We start from the raw sequence: 23,277 nt of genomic DNA on the forward strand, positions 1-23,277 counted from the left end.
TTTAACAATCAGATTTTCCACACTGATTGTAATACCATAATTTTAGGGCAAACTTTGATTTTTGACTGAATACGGATGCTTGAGGAACTGCGCAAGGAAATAGACCAATTGGATGATGAACTTATCAATCTCCTGAATAAAAGAATGGAGGTGGTTAAGAAGGTCGGGTCATTCAAAAGAGACAGCAATACAGCCATTTACCGACCTGAAAGAGAGAAGGCAATCATTGATCGTCTGGAGGCTAATAGTATAGGGGGGCTGCTTAATCGTGCGGCTATTGAAGCGATATTTTTGGAAATATTTGCTGTGAGCCGAAATTATGAGTTGCCCGAGCGTGTCGCCTATTTAGGGCCAGAGGGCAGTTTTACACATCAGGCTGCTGAATCCAGGTATGGTGCCATGAGTGACTACATCCCATTGGATTCCATTTCTTCGGTTTTTGAAGCGGTAAAAACTTCAAGAGCCCGTTTTGGGGTGATCCCAATTGAGAACAATCAGGAGGGCACGGTTCAGGAAACTATCGATTTTCTTGCCAGGCATAAATTAACCATCGCCGCAGAGATCGTATTACCAATACATTTTGCCTTTGCATCCAAAGAGGAAAATCTCGAAAATATCAAGGTGGTTTATTCAAGGGACATTGCTTTTAGACAATGCAAAAACTTCCTTGAGGACTACTTTAATCATTCTGTTGAGCTGAAACCAGTTAGTTCCACCAGCAAGGCATGCAAAATTGCTTTGGAAGAAGATAATGCTGCGGCGATCTGTGCTCCGATTGCGGCTAGGCAATACGAGCTGCCAATACTTTATAATAACATTCAGGACTCGGCAGACAACCAAACAAGATTTTTGATCATCAGTCAGAATTTTGTGAATGAGCCGAGCGGTGAGGATAAAACTTCCATCATTGCCAACTTGCCCGATGAACCGGGATCCTTGGTGCGGTTCTTACAGCAATTCCAAAATGCCGGGATCAACCTGTGCAAGGTTGAAAGCCGTCCTGCGAAGCAGGGAACGACTTTCAAATACGTGTTTTTTGTGGAGTTTGAAGGCCACTTTAACGACCCGAATGTTCAGAATACCATCAAACCTTATTTGGATCATATTACCTGGCTGGGTAGCTACGTTCAGATTTGTTGATCTTATGATATACTGGTGTGGCTAAAACCAAAACTACTTTCTATTGTCAAAACTGCGGGGCCAATTCTCCCAAATGGGTGGGAAAATGTGCGTCTTGTGGCGAATGGAATACCTACGTGGAGGAGTTAGTTCAAAAGGCCACTGCGAGTTCACGAGAGGTGTGGCATGGCAATGGGGAAAGGCAGAGCCCGCAAAAAATTCAGGATGTCACCTTTGATGAGCAAAACAGGATCAATACCGGATCAACGGAGTTAAATAGAACACTGGGCGGAGGCATCGTTCCAGGGTCGCTGGTACTAATAGGAGGCGAACCGGGCATTGGTAAGTCGACCCTACTACTTCAAATGACCATTCGCCTTCCGAAAATTAAAACGTTATATGTTTCCGGTGAGGAAAGCCTGGAGCAGATTCGAATGAGGGCGGAACGTATTGGGATAAGGTCAGAATCTTGTTTTCTCCTGGCGGAAACTTCATTGGTCGAAATCTTGAATCAGACAAACCATATGAAACCAGATCTGCTGGTTATTGACTCAATCCAAACACTCTATTCGGATGATATTGAAGCCTCGGTTGGATCTATTTCTCAGGTAAGAGAATGCACCGGTCGATTGATGAAATATGCGAAGCAGACCAACACACCGGTAATGCTGGTAGGCCATGTGAATAAAGATGGAGCTATTGCTGGCCCTAAGGTGCTGGAGCACATGGTGGATACCGTTCTCCAGTTTGAAGGCGATCGGCATTTGACTTATAGGATTCTTCGAACCTCAAAAAATCGATTTGGATCAACTTCTGAATTGGGGATTTTTGAAATGCGTGAGGCCGGTCTTCGAGAAGTTACTAATCCATCTGAAGTTCTTATTTCCCCGCGAGAGGCATTCCTGAGTGGTGTAGGTATCGGCGCCACCATGGAAGGAAACCGACCCTTGTTAATCGAGGTGCAGTCTTTGGTGAGCCCGGCAACTTATGGAACCCCTCAGCGGAGTACCACAGGATTGGATGTGAAGCGGCTGAACATGCTCCTGGCTGTACTTGAAAAGAGAATTGGGCTTAGATTGAGTGCACAGGATGTATTTTTAAACATAGCCGGAGGGTTGAGAGTGAATGATCCGGCGTTGGACCTTTCTATTTGCGCCTCCATATTTTCCTCATTTGATGAGGTCCCGATTCCTGAAAAGGCGTGCTTCTCAGCAGAAGTTGGTTTGGGCGGAGAAATTCGAGCAGTCAATCGCATAGAATCCCGAATATCAGAAGCAGCTAAACTAGGTTTTGAAGAAATTTATGTTTCAAAGCATAACATTAAAGGACTGGACCTGAAAAAGTTTGAAATTAATGTGAAGGCCCACGGAAAACTATCTGAGGTTTTTGAGGCTTTGTTTCGTTAATTCGGATCGTTGTTAGGGAAGTACTCCTCTTTCTTCCTTCTTTTCTGTTTTGGTATGACATTGTAAATGCCATCATTACTTCTCACCTTCACTTTTGAGCCCATGAAGCTCTGATTTTTGGCACCTCCGGACGACTTTCTTTTTGTATCATTCTTATTTTTATCAAAGGTGGTCATCGCCCCACCTCCAGTGATTCCGGAGCTTCTTTGCCGGATTACAAAATTGATCCCTACGCGCGCATCAAATGCCTGAAATTTGGTCAGATCAAAATTAACCACCTGATCTACCGCCATATAGAACTGTACCGGGCCACCCTGAACAGCAAAGCTGGAACCGATGTTGAAAAATTGCTGAGGGAGCTTGGTAAGGTTCACGGACCCAACAAAAAAGTTTCCGAACCTTTGCCGGTACCCCACTCCTAGCATGGTATTCAGTTTTCCCTGAAGGTATCTCGTTCCAATACTGGAAACAACGTCTCCGCCAGGGTAGGGAGTATGGTACACCCAGCTGGCAAATATCTTTGTTCCAAGCAAGGTGGTATAGCTGTTATTGTTACTCCTCTTTTTAAAATGACCCGCTAAAGTATCGAGGATGGTTTTTCGAACATTGTTTAGTTGATTCAGGTCAACACCGGTATAGGAAAAAGTTGTGTCCTGTAAGTAATGGTTCTTAATGTCCTCCTTCCAGGAAATGAAACCCAGATCAACGATAGACCCTGAGATAACATTGTATTTGTTCATTTGCCACTCAAATCCTAAATCTACGGCAAAACCGGTATTTTTATTAAATCCATAATGTGATCCATCTCCGATCAGGTCCATACCTGAAGTCCTGAGCATAGCACCTTCCAGTTCCCCCGTGATATCATAGCTTTCAGCCGAAGTGCTCACAAAGGCAGATTGATTGCCTGGAGTACTGACATTGGTGAAGCCCTGCAGATATTTAAGCCGGGCACCCATGACTACAGGAAAATCAGGTGATGGTAGCGTAACTCCCAGCCCTATTTCTCTGAAATGCGAAATGTTCGCTCTGTTTTTACCCACCTCAACCCGTTGATCAATCAATGAGTTATTTCCCTTTACAAAAAATTTAATGGTTTGCTGGGTAAAGAAGACATCAGACTCAAACCGTTCATTGGCAAAGGCTGAAATGGAGAGACCATTATTAAGTCTGACACCAAGATGTAAAAGTCCGATGGTCGAATGCACCCTTATCAGGTTATTATTTCCCATCGCTTTCAGGGCAGTTCTGGGATATATTTTTGGATTACCTGTTTCGGGGTTCGTTGCGATTACCTCACTATATCCCAGCCTGTTATTATAGTTAAGATGAATACCTGAAAGCACTGGCAGACCGAAGAAAATCTTACCATCCGGTAGATGCGTGGGATTGTAGCTGGAGTTTTGAAACGTGGTTCCACCCAGCTGATAAAATGACAGACTGGTTTGGGCGTGAACGAGGCTCAATCCCGATAAACAAAGGGTCAATATGACGGCACCAAGTTTTTTCACTTTATATCAACGGATATCAATCCAAGGGCGGAAAGTTTAATATCAAGTGTATAATCAGCCAACATTTTTACATATATCCCACTTCCTGGAGTGTTTAAGGTCATTTTTAAATTTAGTTTTTTGCCACTCTTAAGTGCTTCTACTCCCGCTCTGGTGATTGGTATGTCCTCTATATGTTTTCTCGCTTGCTTTAGCGTTCCATCTGTGTTTAGGAATGGGATTTCAAAAGCCAAATGCCCCGGAGCAATGAAGGCCAGGTTATCGTTGAGGTCATAAATTTCAAGATCCATCTGTCCTGAGAATGGCAGTTCGTTGATTGTAATAATACGTATTACCAATGAATCTACTTCCGGGAAGTTAAGACCACTATCCAGGCCAAAACCAACTTCTTCCACAAGGTCAATAAGTTGAACAGTGAGTGGCAAATTCAATTCGATGTAGGTCGTAATATGACTGGTATCCAGCACGAAGTCCTGAACATCTATATCCAAATTTCTTGGGTTAGTAATCGTATTAAAATCGAATCCAATCTCATTGGGCGCTGTGGCCAGAAAGTTCACCAAATTGGAGTTTTTGTTATTGAGAGTGATAACGGACGTCTCGGTCTCACCTATGGCCCCGGGAGCTTCAATAACCGGCCCCAAGTTCACGATGGGTCCTGACATAAAGACGGTGTCATTGGGAAACTCAGTTTTCAGTCCATATAAACCGCCAAAGTCAACTTCTAGTGGTATACCAAAACTGTTTCGAAAATCGAAGGTAAGGGTAGGGTCTCCAAAAATGATGGCATCGTTGTCGAAGTCATCGAAGAAAGATATGCCTAAAGTCTCATTACCTACATTCAAGGTATCTTGTCCAAAGTCACCATATAATTGGCTGAACTGCTGGTTGGCGTATAGAACGTTGACGGCAAATTCAGACCCTGGCGGGATGTTGCTACCTGCCTGAACAGTTATTTCAATATTCAAATCAACCAAGAAGACATTACTATCTCCTGATTGTACGAATTCAGAATAGTATCCAACGAGTGACTGTGATCCGGGCCCCGTTTCTGTAAAAACCATTGGGTTGTCATTCGAAGCTAGTTTAGTCCCCTGGATTGTTGCCACATAAGTAACACTTACTCCCGGGTCGGCAATATTGTTAACAATAGAAAATGTGGCTGTTCCGGCATTATAATAAACACGATCCAGACGTTCACCGTTTTCTGCGGTGTATGACATTCTCAAAGTTGTGTCCAGATTGATAACTTCTGTAGACACAGCAATATTTGTACCTGCGACATTAATGGTGTCATTGTTGGAGACATCTAGAATATTAACGATTTCCTGGCCGGAGTCAAATTCAGCCGTATCACGATAAACTACATAAAAGAGGGAGGTTTCTGGATCTTCCTGAAGATCAACATTAATGTTGGCATCATCGATCAGATCGCGAAGTGTATAGCTTATACTTCCGATGGGGACAGCAACACCAGTATTAAGCGTTGGACCTTCAAGATTCTTGACAACCAACTCATCGGCATTGCACCCAACCAGCCAAAGCATAACCACTGGAAGAATGTAGCAAATTAACCTTTTCACCTGTTTAAAATTTCTGAAAGATAATGAATTAGAGGATCATTTTCCCCTTCATTTCATTAAATCCTTCAATGCCCTGAAGGCCTCCAGTATGAATAATTATCACCTTAGACTGTTCAGGAAAAAAGCCGTTTTTTATTAAATCACGAACGGCAAACATCATTTTGCCCGTATATACCGGGTCAAGCATTACACCAAATTCAGCCCTAAAGGTATTAATGAATTTGATAAGTTCCGAAGATGTGCGCCCATAGCCTCCAAAATGATACTTATTTAATATCGAATAATTGTCCTTGGTTATTGCGTGGTCGGTTAAAAGTTTTTCGAATTCTTGATGGATGAAATCACCCTTCAGGCTGGAAATCCCAACTACTTTTTTTTCCTCAGGGAGGGCTTTTAGTATACCCGCCATCGTTCCGCCGGTACCTATCGGGCAAACCAAAAAATCATACTTCTCTTCCTTGATTTCCTCAACGATTTCCATTGCTCCTTTGATGGCCAGACTGTTAGTTCCGCCTTCGGGGAGGACATAGGCATTTGGGTGCCTGATTTCCATGGTCTTTAAATCTTTTTTTATTTCGCGAAATTCAGTTCTCGTTACAAACTTGAGTTCCATGCCATTTCTAGAGGCTTCACGCAAGGTGATGTTGCTTTCCGAAGTGAGTTCTTCTCCCCGAATGTAGCCGATGCTTTCGAACCCAAATTCTTTTGCGGCAATGGCTGTGGCTTGTATATGGTTGGAAAAGGCACCTCCGAAGGTTAGTAATGTAGTCTTTCCAAGTTTTTTGGCTACCTCTAGATTGTATTTCAGTTTTCGCCATTTATTGCCCATAATTGTGGGATGAACCAAGTCATCCCTTTTAATAAGGACTTCAATGCGTTGATTTTGTGCTTCGGGAAGTAACAGACTTTGTACTGGCGAGAAGTCGGGCATGATAAAGGCAAGTTAGATAAATTTGCCGCATGGAAAATGAGCAAAACGGGTTCTCTGATGATTCATCGGATGAACTTTATGAGCATCAGGTGATTACTGCGGATCCCAAGCAGACATTGCTTCGTGTGGATAAATTTTTGATGGATCGGCTGCCTAATGTGACAAGGAGTAAAATTCAGGCGGGGATCAAAGACGGTTTTGTGAAGGTGAATGGAGATACGGTAAAGCCGAATTATAAGGTGCATCCCGGAGATGAGGTGTCCATTTTCTTGCCTGAGCCACCAAGGGATGAGGAGGTGGTTCCCGAAGATATTCCCTTAAACATCATTCATGAAGATGAGCATATACTGGTGGTGAATAAGCCAGCGGGAATGGTAGTACACCCGGCTTATCAAAACTGGACTGGCACATTGGTAAATGCGCTGGCCTATCATTTTCAAAATCTTCCGGAAATGCAGGGTAACGAGGGACGACCAGGACTAGTGCATCGTATTGATAAAGACACTTCCGGGTTATTGGTGATTGCAAAAACAGAGAAAGCCATGAATGGTTTGGCCAAACAATTCTTCGATCATAGCATTGAGCGAACATATTATGCTTTGGTGTGGGGGGTGCCGGAAGAACCGAATGGCACTATTCATATCAATGTGGGCAGAAGCCTAAAGGATAGACGCGTGACCACGGCATTCCCTGATGGTGATTTTGGTAAGAATGCCATCACTCACTGGGAATTAATGGAAGATTTGAGGTATGTCAGTTTAATGAAGTGTAACCTGGAAACCGGACGTACACATCAGATTAGGGCACACATGAAGTGGATTGGGCACACACTTTTCAACGATGCCACTTATGGCGGAGATCAAATTATCAAGGGAACGGTTTTTACCAAATACAAACAGTTTGTTCAGAACTGTTTCAAAGCAATATCGAGACAGGCTTTACATGCAAAAACGTTAGGGTTTGTTCATCCGGCTACGAAAGAATTTATGCAGTTTGACTCGGAGCTTCCCGAAGACTTTCAAACTGTACTGGAGAAATGGAGGGGCTATGTGAATTTTACTGATAATCCTGAAGATTAATGGCCCCAGTAATAGCTTTGGTTTTCGTTCTTGCTGGGATTATTATTTTTGCCCTGGTAAATTTCCTCCAGGTATTCTGGTCCATATTCGATTACTTCTTAGGAGACAGAAGAAACACTAACTGGCTAATAAAACCTCTTCGCTCTGAATACAAGGACATTATTCAAAACAAATTTAGTTTTTATCAACAGCTAGGGTTCAGGCAGAGGAAAACCTTCGAAAAAAGACTTCAGAAGTTCATTGATCAAAAGAACTTTGAACCAAAGGGAGAGCTGAAAGAGGTTACGCCCGAGATGAAGGCATTGATTGGTGCATCGGCCATACAGGTTACCTTTGGACTGCCTACTATTTACCTTGAGCATTTCACCGATATATACATTTATCCAGAACCGTACTTTTCGAACATTACAGGACATTATCATAAAGGAGAGGCCAATTCAACAGGAATACTGGTTCTGACATGGGACAATTTTGTGAAAGGGTATCTTGATCCCAATGATGGAAGAAACCTTGGCCTACACGAAATGGCCCATGCCTTGAAAATAGAAGATTATACACGTAACAGCGAGTTTAGTTTTTTAGATTCAAAGCTGATTTCCGGCTTTACCAGGGAGACTCGACTGGAAGCTATTCGAATCAACGATGGTGAGCCGAGTATTTTCAGAGCATATGCCGCAACCAATGATCACGAGTTTTTCGCTGTGGTTATTGAAAATTTTTTTGAACGCCCTGAGGAATTTAAAGTATCCAATTTGAGGCTTTACCAGCTCACCTGTCAGTTACTTAACCAGGACCCTTTGGATTATAGGGCGTATCTGGTATAACAGCCACCTCTAAAAAAAAGGTCCAAGCGGGATGCATTGAACCAGTTTTTGTTTTTATTATTCCTGACATTTTTGGACGGGCAGGACTATTAGTGAAAAATCTATGTTGTCAAACGACCTCCAGCATCTCTAATAAGTCTTCCAGGTATTCGCGGTGATTAGCAAGCCTTGGTACTTTATGCTGTCCGCCTAGTTTACCTCTTTTTTTCATCCAGTTATAAAAGGTTCCCTTGGGTACCACATGCATCATTGGAGCTTCAAGGGCAATATCTTTGTATCGTTTGGCATCATAATCCGAGTTCACTTCTCGTAGTTTTTCATCCAGGATACTAATAAATCGCTCCAGGTCATCTGGTCCTTTTATGAATTCAATGATCCATTCATGTCCACCCTTCTGCCCTTCTTCAATGTATCTCGGTGCAGCAGTAAAGTTGGCAACCTCGGCATCCGTTTTGGCACATGCATGGGCGATTGCTTCAGTAACGTTTTCTATCATCAACTCCTCGCCAAAGGCATTGATAAAGTGTTTGGTTCGTCCTGCGATTCTAATGCGGTAGGGTGAAAGTGACGTAAATCGCACCGTGTCTCCAATTTTATATCTCCACAATCCCGCATTGGTGGTGATGACAACGGCGTAGGTCTTCCCAATTTCTACTTCATCAAGGGTGAGGGTTTTGGGGTTGTCGCTTTCCCAGTCTTCAGTAGGGATAAACTCATAGTAGATACCATAATCCAGCATGAGGAGCATATCCTGACTGTCTGTCTGATCCTGAATTCCAAAGAACCCTTCTGAAGCATTGTAGGTCTCCATATAGTTCATTTGTTGGGAAGGAATCAGCTTTTGAAACAGGCTTCTGTAAGGTTTGAATGAAACAGCACCATGGAAGAATGCTTCCAGATTGGGCCATACATCCAAAATATTTTTTGCGCCTTTTAATTCAATGATCCTTTCCAGAAGCACGATGGTCCAGGTAGGTACGCCCGACATACTTGTGACGTTTTCGTCGGCCGTATGCTGCGCCATTTTTTCGATCTTTTCTTCCCACTCGTCCATCAAAGCAATATCCAGTGAAGGGGTGCGAACGATCTGCGCCCATAGCGGCAGGTTTTTCAACAGGACCGCAGAAACATCACCATAATAGCTTCTGGCGTTGCGGTCAAACTGATTGACCTGTTGGCTGCCTCCGATAACGAGGTTCTTTCCGGTGAACATTCTGGTTTCCGGATAATTATTGACATAAATGGACAGGAGATCTTTTCCGCCTTTATAATGACAATCTTCTAATGCTTCGGGAGAAACCGGTATGAACTTGCTCCTGGCATTAGTGGTACCAGAGGACTTTGCAAACCACCTGGTTTCACTCGGCCATAGTATGTGTTGCTCTCCCTGCATGAGCCGTTCCACGTAAGGGAAAATATCCTCGTAGGCCACGACAGGCACGTTATTCTTGAACTCTTCGCGGGTGCTGATGTCTTTGAATCCATATTTTGCGCCATATTCCGTGGACGCACCCTTAGCCAGCAAATCTTCGAGGATCTCGCTTTGAACTTCATGGGGATATTTCATAAAAAGCTCGATATCATGTATCCGCTTTTTCATCACCCAGGTTAATATCGAATTAAAAAACTCCACTAGATCTTCCGCTTTAGTTCGAAATGTTTACCCAGATATACCCGACGTACTTGCTCATCTGCCGCCAGCTCTTCAGCTGTACCAGCTTTAAGCAAACGGCCCTCGAACATCAGGTAGGCTCTGTCAGTGATTGAGAGTGTTTCGTTTACGTTATGATCGGTTATTAATATACCGATATTTTTATCTTTTAGCTTGGCAACGATGGTCTGAATTTCCTCAACAGCGATCGGGTCAACCCCGGCAAAGGGCTCATCCAGCAATACAAACTTGGGGTCTACGGCCAGGGCGCGAGCGATCTCTGTCCTTCGTCTTTCTCCCCCGGAAAGTACCATTCCGAGGTTTTTTCTAACGTGGGTCAGGGAGAATTCTTCCAGGAGACTTTCCATCTTGTCCTTTTGCTCTGCCTTGCTCAATTTGGTCATTTCCAGTACCGCCATGATATTATCCTCTACCGAAAGCTTTCGGAAGACAGATGCTTCCTGAGCCAGGTAACCAATACCTCTTTTCGCTCTCTGATACATTGGCAGTTCGGTGATGTCATCCTGGTCGAGAAAGATGTGACCGTCATTGGGCTTGATGAGTCCAACGATCATATAAAACGAAGTAGTCTTACCTGCTCCGTTGGGACCCAGCAATCCGACAATTTCGCCCTGATTAACAGATACGGAAATCCCTTTTACTACCGTTCGCTTCTTGTATTTTTTAATGAGTGTATCTGCTCTTAGCTCCATGACGTTTTGCGGTTTGTCCGAAAGGTTTGCATTTTATAACGAAACCATGACCTTTTGCGCATGCAATTTATCAATCAAATTTTATATCCTTAATCATTAACTGTAGCCTTTTGTTTCCTCTGAAGTTGTTTTCTTCAATGTGATAAGCGAGGCTAAAGGGGCGTCCAGACTTAATCTCTTCATAAAACCCGACCATCCCAAATCCAATAGCATCAAAAGAGTTTTTCGGGTTCGTTTGAAACACATTCAGTTTCAAATGCTTCTCTTTCAACAGTCGCGGTTCAAAAGCACATCTAACTTCTTTAGTTGAGAAAACAGGTTGAAGGTTATGTGGTCCAAAAGGAGCCATTTGATTAATAATGTTGTATGACTTAAAGTTGATAAAGTCAAAGTCGATTTCAAGATCTATATCCAGCTTGGGAATGAGTAACTCAGGTGCAATGGATGATGCCACGGTCTCCTCAAACTTCTGCTGGAAGTCCTTAATTTTTTCAAGACTCAAGGTCAATCCTGCGGCATGAGTATGTCCTCCGTATTGTTCCAGGAGGTCACTACAGGAGGAGATGGCCTCATAGATGTCAAAACCTTCTACTGATCGGGCAGATCCCGTCGCTTTATTGCCGGATTCGGTAAGAATAATGGTGGGTCGGTAATAGGTTTCTATACAGCGTGAAGCCACGATGCCAATGACACCCTTGTGCCAGTCATTTTTGAACAAAACAGTGGTTTTGGCATCTGCCAACCGACTATCCGCTTCAATCATTGCCAGGGCTTCCTTTGTTATGTTTTGATCAAAGGTTTTCCGCTCTGTATTTTTTGCATTGAGACTATCAGAAAAATTTACCAAATCGTGATCTTCTTCGGCCAGCAAGAGCTTCACAGATTCTTTTGCGTGGGTGAGTCGACCGGCAGCGTTGATCCTTGGCCCGATGTAAAAGACAATATCAGAGACCGATACAGGAGGCTTCAAATTACTGATCTCCATCAGCGAGGCCAGTCCTTTGATGGGTGATTGATTGAGTTTTTTGATTCCAAAATGTGCCAGCACTCGGTTTTCACCAGTAATAGGTACAATGTCAGAGGCGATACTAACGGCTACCAAATCCAAAAACTCATACAGTAGCTCAATGGGAATGGTATTTTGAATACAAAACCCCTGAAGAAGTTTAAAACCTACACCGCAGCCGGACAATTCTTTATAAGGATATTCGTCATCGTTTTGTTTGGGATCAAGGATCGCATAGGCGTCAGGTAATATGTCCCCGGGGAGGTGGTGATCGCAGATGATCAGGTCAATTCCAAGTTCTTTGGCAAGAGCCGCTTTTTCAACGGCTTTGATCCCACAATCCAGACTGATAATTAAGTTGATTCCCTGGTCCTTCGCATAATGGATGCCCTTTTCGGAAATACCGTAACCTTCTGAATATCTATCGGGAATGTAGTATTCGATTTGGTCCGTAAACTTTCTTAGAAAGCCATAAACCAGGCTGACCGAGGTGGTTCCATCGACATCATAATCACCGTAAATAAGTATCTTCTCATGGTTGAAAATTGCCTCGCAAAGCCTGTTTACAGCCCTTTCCATTCCCTTCATGAGAAATGGGTCGTGCAATTGATCCAATGACGGTCTAAAGAAATCACGCGCGTCATCAAATGTATTGATTTCTCGCTGTGCAATTAATTGAGCTAAAGTCGTGTTGATATTTAGGGAAGTGGACAATTCCTGCACTGTTTCCTCATTTGGTACCCTTTTGTACATCCACCTTTTTTCCATGGGATGAAATTAGGTAAATCAGATCAAATAAGAGGTTTCATTTTGTCTCTCAAGTAGGGGCTTTTTGATCCATACCCCCTTTTAATTGAATTGAATTGGTTAATTTGTATTTTCTAGCGGACATATCTTTATGAGGGTTACATTAAGTGAGGTTTGGAATTTTGCGGACATTATCAAAAATGACGAGAAAGGCTGGTCATTTGCGCTTCATGCAGGCAATGCCGTGGTGGATAGTATTTCGAAAGAGACCCTTCAGCAATTACGAGATGACAATGATTTCAACACGGAGCTTCTTCCGGAAATTTTCACTTTTCGTGATATCCTTTGGCAGCCGGATGTTTTTATAGAAGCCACCCAAAGTCTACCAAGTCTGCGGGTTTTGCAGGCGTATTGTGAAGGTCAGGCAAGGGTTAATGAGGAAACGGGTGGAGAGTTAGGAAATATTTATGCAGAGCTTCTCCGAATGTTGGGAAAGGAAACAGGCAATGCGGTAGAGCAATTGGGCAAGGAGAATCCAAATGTTACAAACGTGTTGGGGACCCTTCGAAAAAACACATTTCCGATCATTAAATTCTTTATTGTTCATCCTCGAAATCGACTGGATTATTACCGTGATGCGGTCAACAGATTGAATTATGCGGTGAAGGTCATCATTACTGAATTCAACGGTAAATACACCGACTTACAAGACCCTTTTTGGGAAGTTCTCTACGATAAACACAAAACGAGTCATGCAGAAGACAAAGCAGTCCAGCCGAAGGGAAAAGAGCGGATAGAAAAAGAGGGATAAGCTTTAACACACAAAATTTTGATCGTAATTTCGGGTTCATTTCTCAAATTCCATTTGAATGAGTGAAGCCGAAGACAATCTTCCAACGACCGAGCGAAGTGAACGCATCAGATTTTTCCTTCAAAATCTGGCGAAAGGTCTTGTTTGGCTGACGGTCATCGTGGGTGGATACTTTTATCTGAAACAACATTTCAACTTTACTCTGGAGGATGTGTTGGGCTCTTTTTATGATCGGCCCGACATTATTTTTTCAATTTTTTTTGTTTCTGAGGCCGTTTTCGGAATTATTCCTCCGGAGCTGTTCATGTTATGGTCATTACGAGATGAGGTGCTAAAACTGTACATCCTCAATGTTACGGCTCTTGCATCCATATCCTATATGGCGGGAGTGATGGGCTATTTCATTGGGTCACATTTTAGTACTACAAAGATTTATCGGCTGCTTAGGCGAAACTATTTAGGGAGACTGGATAAACATCTCAACCGCTTTGGTGGTTTCCTGATTATTGTTGCGGCATGGACTCCATTACCATTTTCAGGAGTGTGTATGCTCATCGGCGCGGTGAAATACCCGGCGAAAAGATTTTTGATTATCTCTCTGAGCAGGTTCTTGCGTTACGCAACTTATGCTGCGATCATTTGGGAGGCTAATATTTTGCAATGAGTAAAAAAGGAGTTTTACTGGTCAATCTGGGAACACCCGATTCTACGAGTGTTTCTGACGTAAGGAAGTATTTAAGGGAGTTTTTGTCGGACAAGCGTGTCATTGATATTCCCGATTTACCAAGATGGATGCTGGTGAACCTGATCATTGCACCATTTCGAGCTCCTAAATCTGCTGCGGAGTATCAAAAGCTATTTACTGAGAGAGGGTCCCCATTGAAATATTACACAGAAGATTTGCTTGACCCGTTAAGAAAGCGGTTAGGTGATAATTATGTTGTGGAATATGCCATGAGATATCAGAACCCGAGCATTGAGGAGGGGTTGAAAAAACTAAGTGGCGAGAATGTAAGTAGTATTCATGTGATCCCATTGTTTCCGCAGTATGCTTCCGCTACAACAGGTTCGGTCATCGATAAGGTGATGGAGATCACCAAAAACTGGCAGGTAATTCCGGAGATAAAGTTTACTTCACAGTTTTTGGAAAACGACCTGTTTATTGACACCATCGTGAAAAAGGGAAAAGCCCGGATGGACGAGCATGAATATGACCATTTTGTATTTAGCTACCATGGTTTACCCGAGCGACAAATCAAAAAATCCTCGGTTGGTGATCAATGTCAACTCGGATCATGCTGCTATGAGTTTCACAGCAGCAACCAGTTTTGCTATCGTGCGCAGTGTTTTCATACTACGCGATTATTAATACAGAAGCTGGGCATATCGGAGGATAAATACACGGTATGTTTTCAGTCACGCTTGGGTAAAGATCCCTGGGTTCAGCCCTATACGGAAGAGACGTTGCACAATCTTGCCAAAAGTGGTGTGAAGAAGGTACTGGCCTTTTCTCCAGCCTTTGTTTCGGACTGTCTGGAAACCACCATCGAGGTGGGGGAAACCTATCATGAGGAATTCCTTGAAGCCGGGGGAGAGCGTTGGGATCTGGTTGAGAGCCTAAATGACGACCCCATGTGGATCGAATGCTTGAAAGACCTGGTACTGGACTAGATCGTCGATTCTCTCTTAAGAATATCTGAGAGTTTATTGACCGCATATTCAGCTTCTTCCAAAGTGCTATTTCGACTAAAAGAAAAACGTATAGCTCCTCTTTCGGGATCGGCACCTATGGCAGTCAAAACATGCGAACCAATATTCGAACCGCTACTACAAGCGCTGCCTCCTGAAACAGAAACTCCTTCGATATCCAGGTTGAAAAGCAGCATTTCGTTGGCATCCGATGGAGGAATAGAAACATTAAGGACCGTATAAAGACTGTTGTTTAGGTCAGCACCACCTCCATTGAAAGCCACCCCTTCAATTTTATCCTTGAGCAGCGTGATCATATGCGATTTCACCGATTCAATTTGCTTTTGGTGAGCTTCCATATTTTCATAAGCCAATTCCAATGCCTTCGCCAGGCCTATGATCCCATAGACATTTTCGGTGCCTCCGCGCATGTTTCGTTCTTGTGCTCCACCATGGATATAGGGAGCAATTTTTTTCTCGTGGTTTATGTACAGGAATCCTACTCCTTTTGGGCCATGAAATTTATGAGCGGATCCGACTACAAAATCGACTTTGGTATTCTGAAGATCGTGACGAAAATGAGCCATAGACTGAACGGTGTCTGAGTGAAAGATGGCATCATGTTCCCGACATATTTCTCCGATAGTATGAATGTCGTTCAGATTGCCAATCTCATTATTCGCATGCATCAAAGACACGAGACAATTTTTTTCTTGAGTCAAAAGTGCCGTAAGCTGATCAAGTAAAATATTCCCTAAAGGATCGACATCAAGTAGTTGCAGTTTTACGCGACCCGTCTTTTCGAGATATTCCGCCGTGTGAAGGACCGCATGATGCTCTAAGGGTGAAGTTATGATGTTCTTGACGCCATACTGTTCGGTTGCATTGATTAGAGCAGTGTTGTCCGCTTCGGTACCTCCGGAGGTAAAGAATATTTCCGATGGAGAAGTGTTAAGCAGTTCCGCAACTCTTTTGCGGGATTTTTCAATCGCAACCCTAACCTGCCTCCCATGAGAATGGATGGAAGAGGGGTTTCCGAAGTGATTGACCATGAAAGGCATCATTTCATCTATGACTGCCTGATCAAGAGGAGTAGTAGCTGCATTGTCAAAATAAACCTTCATGGCTCAATATTCTTACTTTTGGTCTCGCAAAACTAAACATATTACATGGGCGTACGAACAAGATGAATATGCGGTTAGGAATAGAAGTATTGGATTATTTAAAGCGGGTTCAGGCGATGGCTAAAACCGGGTTGAGCTATACAGAAAACCCTTATGATGTGGAGCGCTATGAAGAGTTGAGGGATTACACTAACAAGATGATTAGCTTGATATCCGGAATGCAGAATGAAGAAGTCAAAGCCTACTTTGATCATTTGGATCGGTACCCAACTCCGAAGGTGGATGTGCGCGCTTTTGTGGTGAAAGAGGAAAGACTTCTCATGGTTTGCGAGAATACAGATGGTAAGTGGGCGATCCCGGGAGGTTGGGCTGATATTGGCGTTTCCCCTGAAGAGAATGTCATCAAAGAGGTGAAGGAGGAGACAGGGTTTCAGGTTAAGGTGAAAAAGCTGTTGGCCGTTTGGGACAAAAGAAAACATGATCATCCACCGGCAGCGGAGTATGTCTATAAACTAAATTTCCTTTGCGAGATTACAGGGGGATCTTTGAATCCCGGCCATGAAACTTTGGGAGCGGATTTTTTTGAATTTGAGAATTTGCCTGAGTTGTCCCTGGATAGGAACACAACCAAACAAATCCTCAAATTAAGGGAGCTGGCACGATCCTCTGAAACAGCCTTTGACTAGGCCGAGATCAACTCTTTTATATCCATCATGAGCTTTTGTGCCAGATGGTCGGCGGTAGACGCACTTTCCGACTCTGCATAGATCCGTATAATGGGTTCAGTGTTGGATTTTCTTAAATGAACCCACTCATTGGTAAATTCTATTTTTAGACCATCAATGGTAGTGGACGGATTCTTGGCATACTTTTCCTGAAGCTGGGCTAGCACCTTATCCAGGTCCAACTCTGGGTCCAGCTCAATCTTATTTTTCGAGATATGGTAGCCTGGGTATTTGGCCTTCAGCATGGAACAACTTTTCCCGAACTCAGCTAAATGAGAAAGGAATAAGGCAATCCCTACAAGGGCATCCCTACCATAGTGAAGCTCTGGTAAAATGATTCCGCCATTCCCTTCACCGCCGATGACGGCGTTGACCTCTTTCATTTTGGTCACTACATTGACTTCTCCTACTGCAGCACTTGAATACTCACATCCATGCTTGAGGGTAATGTCTTTGAGAGCCTTAGTGGATGAAAGGTTTGAGACCGTATTTCCTTTCTTTTTGCCAAGTACATAGTCGGCTACTGAAACAAGGGTATACTCTTCTCCAAAAGGCTCTCCATCCTCTGTGATCATCACCAAACGATCTACGTCAGGGTCCACAACGAACCCAAGATCGAGATCTCCGCCTTTTACTTCACTACAGATATGTTGAATATTCTCAGGTAGTGGCTCGGGATTGTGTGGAAATACTCCATTCGGTTCGCAATAAATTTCTTTTACCTCAACACCCAGTTTTTTTAGCAGCTTAGGCACGGCGATACCCCCGGTACTATTCACGGCATCAACGGCAACTTTAAATTTTCTGTCTTTTATCGCCTCGATGTTAATCAGGTCAAGCGCTAAAATTTGATCAATATGCCAGTCGATATAGGTATCATTAACGGTGTAAGACCCAAATTTTTTAGGTTCTGTAAAAAGTATTTCGGGAGACTCCGCCCATTCCAATACTTTTTCCCCATCCCTGGCCGAGATGAATTCTCCTTTTTCATTGAGTAATTTCAGTGCATTCCAACCTGAAGGGTTATGACTTGCGGTCAGAATGATCCCTCCCTGAGCTTCTTCAGCTACTACTGCCATCTCAACGGTTGGAGTTGTGGACAGGTCAAGATCAATAACATCGATTCCCTGTGCTCTTAGCGTATTGGAAACAATAGACCTAAACAAAACACCAGAAGGGCGTGCGTCCCGACCAATGACAACTTTGGGTTTATCGCAAGTTTCTTTTAGCCACATGCCATAGCCTGCGCTAAATTTTGCGACATCTATTGGGGTGAGCGTTTCACCTACTTTTCCCCCTATGGTCCCTCTCAGACCTGAGATTGATTTAATGAGTGACAAATCTTGATTCTTTGATTATAGGCAAAAGTGGATAGGACTTTGCCAGCGATAGTTAAACTTACTTAAGCTACAGGATGTAGCCCATACCTATGCGAATTTCTCCAGTACTTTGTTGACTTCTGAGTCCGGGTTACCACAGGAATCCCCTGATTTGAGCGTTTTCCCGCAATAGCCACAGGTTGTGCCTTCTTTATTCAAAAATGGGCTTTGAGAAGCACATGTGCCCTTAAACTCTCCATTCTTCTTCAATATTAGACGCACTGACATCAAAATGAAAAACAGCGCGACAAATCCAACTCCAAGTAATACAGTAGGCATAAGCGTACGATTTGATGCAAAAATAAAGAATCTTTGCGTCCTATTGGTTGCAACAAAGAAATACTCCTAAAAATTTCAAAATGGCTAGTTCCTTATCAAAACCTGACCTTAATCGCTCGAATAAACTGAAGGCCTTTGATCGGCTTTTGACCATTATGGATGAGCTCCGGGAAAACTGTCCGTGGGATAAAAAACAAACCATGGAAACGCTACGTCACCTAACCATTGAGGAGACTTATGAGTTGGGAGATGCTATTCTGGATGACGATCTGGAGGAGGTGAAAAAGGAGTTGGGCGACCTAATGCTACATATGGCTTTTTATGCGCGGATTGGAGATGAAAAAGGAGCCTTTGACATGGCTGATGTGCTCAACGAAGTTTGTGAGAAGCTGATACGAAGACACCCACATATTTATGGCGATGTCAAAGCAGAGGATGAAAAGGCTGTAAAGGAAAACTGGGAGAAGATTAAGCTAAAGGAAAAGGGGAATAAATCTGTGCTGGGAGGAGTGCCGGGTTCTCTTCCAGCCATGGTGAAGGCTATGAGAATTCAGGAGAAGGCGAAGGGAGCCGGCTTTGACTGGGAAAAAAAGGAACAGGTTTGGGAGAAAGTAGAGGAGGAGATGCAGGAGTTCAAAAGCGAATTCAACATTGAAGACGAGACACAAGTCAATAAGGAAAGAGCTCAGAATGAGTTCGGGGACCTGCTCTTTTCATTGATCAATTATTCACGCTTTATTGATATTAATCCCGAAGAGGCCCTGGAAAGAACAAACAAAAAGTTCATAAAACGATTTACCTATCTGGAAACCCAATCAAAGAAAGACGGGAAGCGTCTTGATGAGATGTCCCTGGCCGAAATGGATGAGTATTGGGAACGAGCCAAAAATGTATGACAATTTTTTAATCACTTAATTAATCGAACATGTGGAAGGAATTTAAAACCTTCATTATGAAGGGAAACATCCTGGATTTGGCAGTAGCGGTTATCATTGGTTCTGCTTTCAAGTCTATTGTAACATCCTTTGTTAAGGATATCATTATGCCGCCAATAGGTGTTGCACTTGGGGGAGTTGATTTTCGGGATTTGACGATTGAGCTGGTCACTACTACTGATGAAGTGGCAGCAGTTACCATCAACTATGGTATATTTCTTCAGACGATTATTGACTTTTTAATTATCTCTTTTGTCATTTTCATGGTGATCAAAGGATATAATAAAATGCAAAGGAAGAAAGAGGAAGCTCCTGCTCCACCTCCAGAACCGTCCAAGGAAGAATTGTTGCTGACAGAAATTCGAGATATCCTCAAACAGGCCAAATAAAAAAGGGGCTAACGAGCCCCTCTATATTTTAAGTCAACAATGATTTTAAACATCTTTCCACTTGATGGTACATCCTATAGCTCTTTGATTCGTTACTGTAGGCTTATTTCCTGAAAGCAAGGCATTCACGGCGTCTTCCACGTAGGTTTCCTGAACGTCTGCGGCTTCTCTAGGGCTATCATCAATTGCGCCAATATATTCAACTTTGAATTTGCCGGCAGACTCTCTATTAAGAACATATACGTGTGGGGTTTTTGCCGCTCCGTAGGCTTTGGCCACTTCCTGTGTATCGTCTCGAAGATAAGGGAATGAATAACTTTTTGCTTTGGCTTGAGAAGCCATTTCATCCATGCTATCTCCCGGTTTTTGACCTACATCATTAGGGTTGATGGCAATGACCGGAAAGCCTTTACCTCTGAATTTTTTATCCAGTTCAATAACGCGGTCTTCATATAGTTTAGCGTAAGGGCAGGTATTGCAGGTAAATACAACGATAAACCCTTTGGCATCCGGGTAATCAGACAGACTTACCGTTTTTCCTGTGGTGCTAGGAAGTTTGAAGTCTGAAACGTAATCGCCAACTTCATATCCCTCCATCACATTTTCCGAGGCATTGACATATAGTACGGCCACAACCACTAGCAGACCGGTAATCATTAACATTGTCTTCTTCATAGATCGATTCATTTTGAGGTAATATTATTCACTAACTCTTCCAATTCCGCTTCCGAGAATGATTTTTCATAAAAATACCTACTACCATTACTCGCTACAATGAGTGTTGCCGGGATGGCGCCGCTCCAGGTCTTATCAATTTGTTCAACGAAATTTTTTTCATCGAGCAGATAGGATTGAGATTTAATATTTTTTTTCTGTAGCAACATTTCGGCCTTCGCTTTATCCTGAATAAAGTCTACACTTACCAGATAAACATCGACATTCGGTTTTTTACTCAAATTGTCGAAATAGGGAAGTTCTTTTACACACGGGCCACACCAGGAAGCCCAGAAATTGATGACTGATAGATTGGTTGCATTGGGTTTCGACAATTCTGATAGTTCATCCAATTTGATGGGAACTATTGATTGTGCTTTAAGCTGTAGAGATAAAAGCAAAATTAATACTGAAAGGCCCGTAATCTTCATCATAAGCTAAAACGAAACATGAATAACAAGGTTATCAAAAGTTTAAAAATAGCACTATTTTAATATAGCAAATAGATATGCCCTGGCATCTTTGATACGAACTTCTCATATTCTTAACATAACGTTGGAATGTCTGGGCTGGCAACCGTTTGTGCTTAGAAGTTTTGAAACGGGAATTGGCGTGAATGGCTCTGTGCCTCAATAAATTAATAGAATTTTGGAAATCTCTTAAATCCTAAATTTTGAAAAATAGTTATTCACATTTTATCCATTTTATCCACACATTTCTAATGAAACAGTTTATCCGTCTGAAAAACAGAAAGTTAGCAACTAGATATTAAATTGGGCTATTGTGGATAAGCGCTAAGAAAAATTAAATTTAATTCTTTGAATGATCCAATTGTCGTTATCTATGAAAATTGCTGAATATGGATTATTCCTTGGTTTGGCGTATCAATTTGGTTCTGTAAGCATTGAAAATTCGCGCTTTAGAGATGAATCCAAGGTATTTTTCCTCTTCGATCACAGGAAGGTTCCAAGCTTGTGTTAACTCAAATTTATTCATCACAGATTGCATTTTTTCTTGAGGGCTTACGAATGCAGGGGGTTTATGCATGATGGTCTTCACCACAACATTATTCTGTTTTTCGGCGTCAAACATGATTTCCCGGATATCATCAAGCGTTACAATGCCCTGCAGCTTTTTATTTTCGTCTACCACAGGAAAGATATTCCGCTTGCTCTTTTTGACCAGCTTGACAAGTTCAGCTAAGGAGGCATCCGGGTGAATAGAAAGGAGGTCTTTTTCAATGATCTTTTTGATGTTGATCTGGCTAAGGATCATCATGTCACGATCATTTTGAATGATCTGTCCCTTTTCTATCAGACGCTTGGTGTAGATGGAGTGTTTTTCGAAATAAGAGATGGTAACAAATGAAAGAGCAGACACCAGCATGAGTGGGACAAATAGCATATATCCACTGGTGATCTCAGCTATCAGGAATATACCCGTCAGTGGAGCATGAAGCACCCCACTAAGCACCCCACACATACCTACCAGGGCGAAATTGCTTGCGCTGATAGCAAGTGTTGGGAACATAATATTAATAGCCTTCGCAAAAAGAAAGCCGGTGAAGCCACCCATGAATAATGATGGGGCAAAAACTCCTCCGCTACCTCCGGATCCAATCGTAAAGGCACTTGCGATGGGCTTGGCGATGAGTATGACAAGTAGAAAAAGAAGCACCAAATACTCATTGTCTTGTGAGCCATAAAGTGGCGTAGACTCTAGTAGGTTGGTAACATTCCCAAGTAGTAAATCTTTAATGGAATTATATCCTTCTCCGTAGATTGGAGGAAAGGTGAAAACGATAAAAGCCAGCCCGAGTCCACCCAGGAGTGCCCTGAGATAAATATTCTTGATTTTTTGAATTAGGCCCTCAACCTTAAATAGCGTGCGGAAGAAGTAGAGTGAAACCAATCCGCAGACAACACCCAGCAACGCATAAAATGGAGTGTCTTGTGCGGTAAAGGGATCAGTCAGCTTAAACGAGAAAAGGATGTCTTCTCCAAGAAGAATAATGCTTACAAGTTGGCCACATACAGAGGCAATCAGAATCGGAATGAATTTGCTGATCTTAACCTCATTGAGAATAACTTCAATGGCAAATATGACCCCCGCTATGGGAGAGTTGAATATGGCGGATATGGCACCTGCGGCACCGCAACCAATAAGAAGCGTTCTTTTCTTGTAATCAAGATGAACCAGGCTGCCCACATTGGCGCCAATGGCAGATCCGGTAACCACGATTGGGGCCTCGAGTCCTACAGACCCACCAAAGCCAACCGTAATCGCACTTTTCAACATGTTGGAGACCATGTAGCGCTTTCTAATTCGGCTGGAACTAATCGATATGGCCCGAAGTATTCGGGTGATTCCATGTCCCGGAGTATCCCTGACGATGAAGTACCTAACCAGCACGGTAAGCAGAATACCGACAGCCGGATATACAATATATAAATAGCTGATATTAGTAATATCTATATTCTGCTGAAGGAGATGCTGAATAAGATGGACAGAGCTTTTTAATGTAACGGCCGCTAGACCGGCAATGAGGCCAACTATACCCGCAATAATGAGTGTAAAGTTATTATCGTTGATGTGTTTTAGTCGCCAGACTAAAAACTTCATGATCGGGTTGGACTGTTCCATATTTTTAAAAGGCCTGGAC

General features: G+C 42.8%; 22 protein-coding genes. 10 read left to right on the forward strand and 12 right to left on the reverse strand.

Annotated features, from left to right (window positions below):
* The first annotated feature begins 75 nt into the window (after window positions 1–75).
* Together pheA and radA are read left to right on the forward strand one after the other, a co-directional pair.
* Entirely contained in the window at window positions 76–1,140 is a 1,065-nt protein-coding gene (gene pheA, locus NXR94_RS02650; protein WP_258103021.1) for a prephenate dehydratase, read from the forward strand.
* A 17-nt stretch (window positions 1,141–1,157) separates the two neighbouring features.
* The gene (gene radA, locus NXR94_RS02655; RefSeq protein ID WP_258103022.1) at window positions 1,158–2,525 is read left to right on the forward strand and encodes a DNA repair protein RadA; all 1,368 of its coding nucleotides are present in this window, start codon (window positions 1,158–1,160) and stop codon (window positions 2,523–2,525) included.
* Here radA and NXR94_RS02660 read toward each other — a convergent pair.
* The 3 genes from NXR94_RS02660 to NXR94_RS02670 are packed head-to-tail and all read right to left on the reverse strand — an operon-like array spanning window position 2,522 to window position 6,550.
* Window positions 2,522–4,036, reverse strand: coding sequence for a DUF5723 family protein (locus NXR94_RS02660; RefSeq protein WP_258103023.1), 1,515 nt, complete (start codon window positions 4,034–4,036; stop codon window positions 2,522–2,524). The genes radA and NXR94_RS02660 overlap by 4 nt on opposite strands.
* Window positions 4,033–5,619 (reverse strand): hypothetical protein, encoded by a 1,587-nt coding sequence (locus NXR94_RS02665; protein WP_258103024.1) that lies wholly within the window; start codon window positions 5,617–5,619, stop codon window positions 4,033–4,035. The genes NXR94_RS02660 and NXR94_RS02665 overlap by 4 nt, the downstream gene beginning before the upstream one ends.
* A 28-nt stretch (window positions 5,620–5,647) precedes the next feature.
* The gene (locus NXR94_RS02670) at window positions 5,648–6,550 is read right to left on the reverse strand and encodes a 1-aminocyclopropane-1-carboxylate deaminase/D-cysteine desulfhydrase (RefSeq protein WP_258103025.1); all 903 of its coding nucleotides are present in this window, start codon (window positions 6,548–6,550) and stop codon (window positions 5,648–5,650) included.
* 29 nt (window positions 6,551–6,579) lie between these two features.
* Here NXR94_RS02670 and NXR94_RS02675 point away from each other — a divergent pair, with 29 nt between their 5' ends.
* Both NXR94_RS02675 and NXR94_RS02680 read left to right on the forward strand, forming a co-directional pair.
* Window positions 6,580–7,629, forward strand: a complete 1,050-nt coding sequence (locus NXR94_RS02675; RefSeq protein WP_258103026.1) for an RluA family pseudouridine synthase — start codon at window positions 6,580–6,582, stop codon at window positions 7,627–7,629.
* Window positions 7,629–8,453 carry a zinc-dependent peptidase gene (locus NXR94_RS02680; RefSeq protein WP_258103027.1) on the forward strand — a complete coding sequence of 275 codons (825 nt, stop codon included), beginning with the start codon at window positions 7,629–7,631 and terminating at the stop codon, window positions 8,451–8,453. The genes NXR94_RS02675 and NXR94_RS02680 overlap by 1 nt, the downstream gene beginning before the upstream one ends.
* A gap of 109 nt (window positions 8,454–8,562) precedes the next feature.
* On the opposite strand, the gene NXR94_RS02685 is transcribed toward NXR94_RS02680, so the two are convergent.
* The 3 genes from NXR94_RS02685 to recJ all read right to left on the reverse strand — a co-directional run bounded on the left by NXR94_RS02685 (window position 8,563) and on the right by recJ (window position 12,591).
* Entirely contained in the window at window positions 8,563–10,053 is a 1,491-nt protein-coding gene (locus tag NXR94_RS02685; RefSeq protein WP_258103028.1) for a GH3 auxin-responsive promoter family protein, read from the reverse strand.
* 32 nt (window positions 10,054–10,085) lie between these two features.
* The gene (gene lptB / locus NXR94_RS02690; protein ID WP_258103029.1) at window positions 10,086–10,817 is read right to left on the reverse strand and encodes an LPS export ABC transporter ATP-binding protein; all 732 of its coding nucleotides are present in this window, start codon (window positions 10,815–10,817) and stop codon (window positions 10,086–10,088) included.
* A gap of 70 nt (window positions 10,818–10,887) precedes the next feature.
* The gene (gene recJ, locus NXR94_RS02695; protein WP_258103030.1) at window positions 10,888–12,591 is read right to left on the reverse strand and encodes a single-stranded-DNA-specific exonuclease RecJ; all 1,704 of its coding nucleotides are present in this window, start codon (window positions 12,589–12,591) and stop codon (window positions 10,888–10,890) included.
* 130 nt (window positions 12,592–12,721) lie between these two features.
* Here recJ and NXR94_RS02700 point away from each other — a divergent pair, with 130 nt between their 5' ends.
* The 3 genes from NXR94_RS02700 to hemH are packed head-to-tail and all read left to right on the forward strand — an operon-like array spanning window position 12,722 to window position 15,052.
* A complete protein-coding gene (locus NXR94_RS02700) occupies window positions 12,722–13,381 on the forward strand; it encodes a hypothetical protein (protein WP_258103031.1) in 660 nt (219 codons plus the stop codon).
* 58 nt (window positions 13,382–13,439) lie between these two features.
* Window positions 13,440–14,045, forward strand: coding sequence for a YqaA family protein (locus tag NXR94_RS02705; RefSeq protein ID WP_258103032.1), 606 nt, complete (start codon window positions 13,440–13,442; stop codon window positions 14,043–14,045).
* Entirely contained in the window at window positions 14,042–15,052 is a 1,011-nt protein-coding gene (hemH, locus tag NXR94_RS02710) for a ferrochelatase (RefSeq protein ID WP_258103033.1), read from the forward strand. The genes NXR94_RS02705 and hemH overlap by 4 nt, the downstream gene beginning before the upstream one ends.
* Here the strand turns inward: hemH and NXR94_RS02715 are convergent.
* Entirely contained in the window at window positions 15,049–16,194 is a 1,146-nt protein-coding gene (locus NXR94_RS02715) for a cysteine desulfurase family protein (RefSeq protein WP_258103034.1), read from the reverse strand. The two genes, hemH and NXR94_RS02715, sit on opposite strands and share 4 nt — an antisense overlap.
* A 68-nt stretch (window positions 16,195–16,262) precedes the next feature.
* Between NXR94_RS02715 and NXR94_RS02720 the strand changes: the two genes are divergently transcribed.
* The gene (locus NXR94_RS02720) at window positions 16,263–16,880 is read left to right on the forward strand and encodes an NUDIX hydrolase (RefSeq protein WP_258103035.1); all 618 of its coding nucleotides are present in this window, start codon (window positions 16,263–16,265) and stop codon (window positions 16,878–16,880) included.
* On the opposite strand, the gene glmM is transcribed toward NXR94_RS02720, so the two are convergent.
* Window positions 16,877–18,259, reverse strand: coding sequence for a phosphoglucosamine mutase (gene glmM / locus NXR94_RS02725; RefSeq protein WP_258103036.1), 1,383 nt, complete (start codon window positions 18,257–18,259; stop codon window positions 16,877–16,879). The genes NXR94_RS02720 and glmM overlap by 4 nt on opposite strands.
* 87 nt (window positions 18,260–18,346) lie before the next feature.
* Window positions 18,347–18,577: a hypothetical protein gene (locus NXR94_RS02730; protein ID WP_258103037.1), complete on the reverse strand. Its 231-nt coding sequence runs from the start codon at window positions 18,575–18,577 to the stop codon at window positions 18,347–18,349.
* A gap of 80 nt (window positions 18,578–18,657) precedes the next feature.
* Here NXR94_RS02730 and mazG point away from each other — a divergent pair, with 80 nt between their 5' ends.
* Together mazG and mscL are read left to right on the forward strand one after the other, a co-directional pair.
* Window positions 18,658–19,473, forward strand: a complete 816-nt coding sequence (gene mazG / locus NXR94_RS02735) for a nucleoside triphosphate pyrophosphohydrolase (protein ID WP_258103038.1) — start codon at window positions 18,658–18,660, stop codon at window positions 19,471–19,473.
* Window positions 19,474–19,502: 29 nt separating this feature from the next.
* The gene (mscL, locus tag NXR94_RS02740) at window positions 19,503–19,901 is read left to right on the forward strand and encodes a large-conductance mechanosensitive channel protein MscL (protein WP_258103039.1); all 399 of its coding nucleotides are present in this window, start codon (window positions 19,503–19,505) and stop codon (window positions 19,899–19,901) included.
* A 45-nt stretch (window positions 19,902–19,946) separates the two neighbouring features.
* On the opposite strand, the gene NXR94_RS02745 is transcribed toward mscL, so the two are convergent.
* The 3 genes from NXR94_RS02745 to NXR94_RS02755 form a co-directional block, all read right to left on the reverse strand.
* Complete coding sequence (locus tag NXR94_RS02745; RefSeq protein ID WP_258103040.1) at window positions 19,947–20,576, reverse strand: thioredoxin family protein; 630 nt, start codon at window positions 20,574–20,576, stop codon at window positions 19,947–19,949.
* 8 nt (window positions 20,577–20,584) lie between these two features.
* Entirely contained in the window at window positions 20,585–21,049 is a 465-nt protein-coding gene (locus tag NXR94_RS02750) for a TlpA disulfide reductase family protein (RefSeq protein WP_258103041.1), read from the reverse strand.
* A gap of 430 nt (window positions 21,050–21,479) precedes the next feature.
* Window positions 21,480–23,258, reverse strand: coding sequence for a chloride channel protein (locus tag NXR94_RS02755; RefSeq protein WP_258103042.1), 1,779 nt, complete (start codon window positions 23,256–23,258; stop codon window positions 21,480–21,482).
* Window positions 23,259–23,277 lie beyond the last annotated feature (19 nt).

The sequence above is a fragment of the Marinoscillum sp. MHG1-6 genome (assembly GCF_024714475.1).
GTDB lineage: Bacteria > Bacteroidota > Bacteroidia > Cytophagales > Cyclobacteriaceae > JAMZMI01.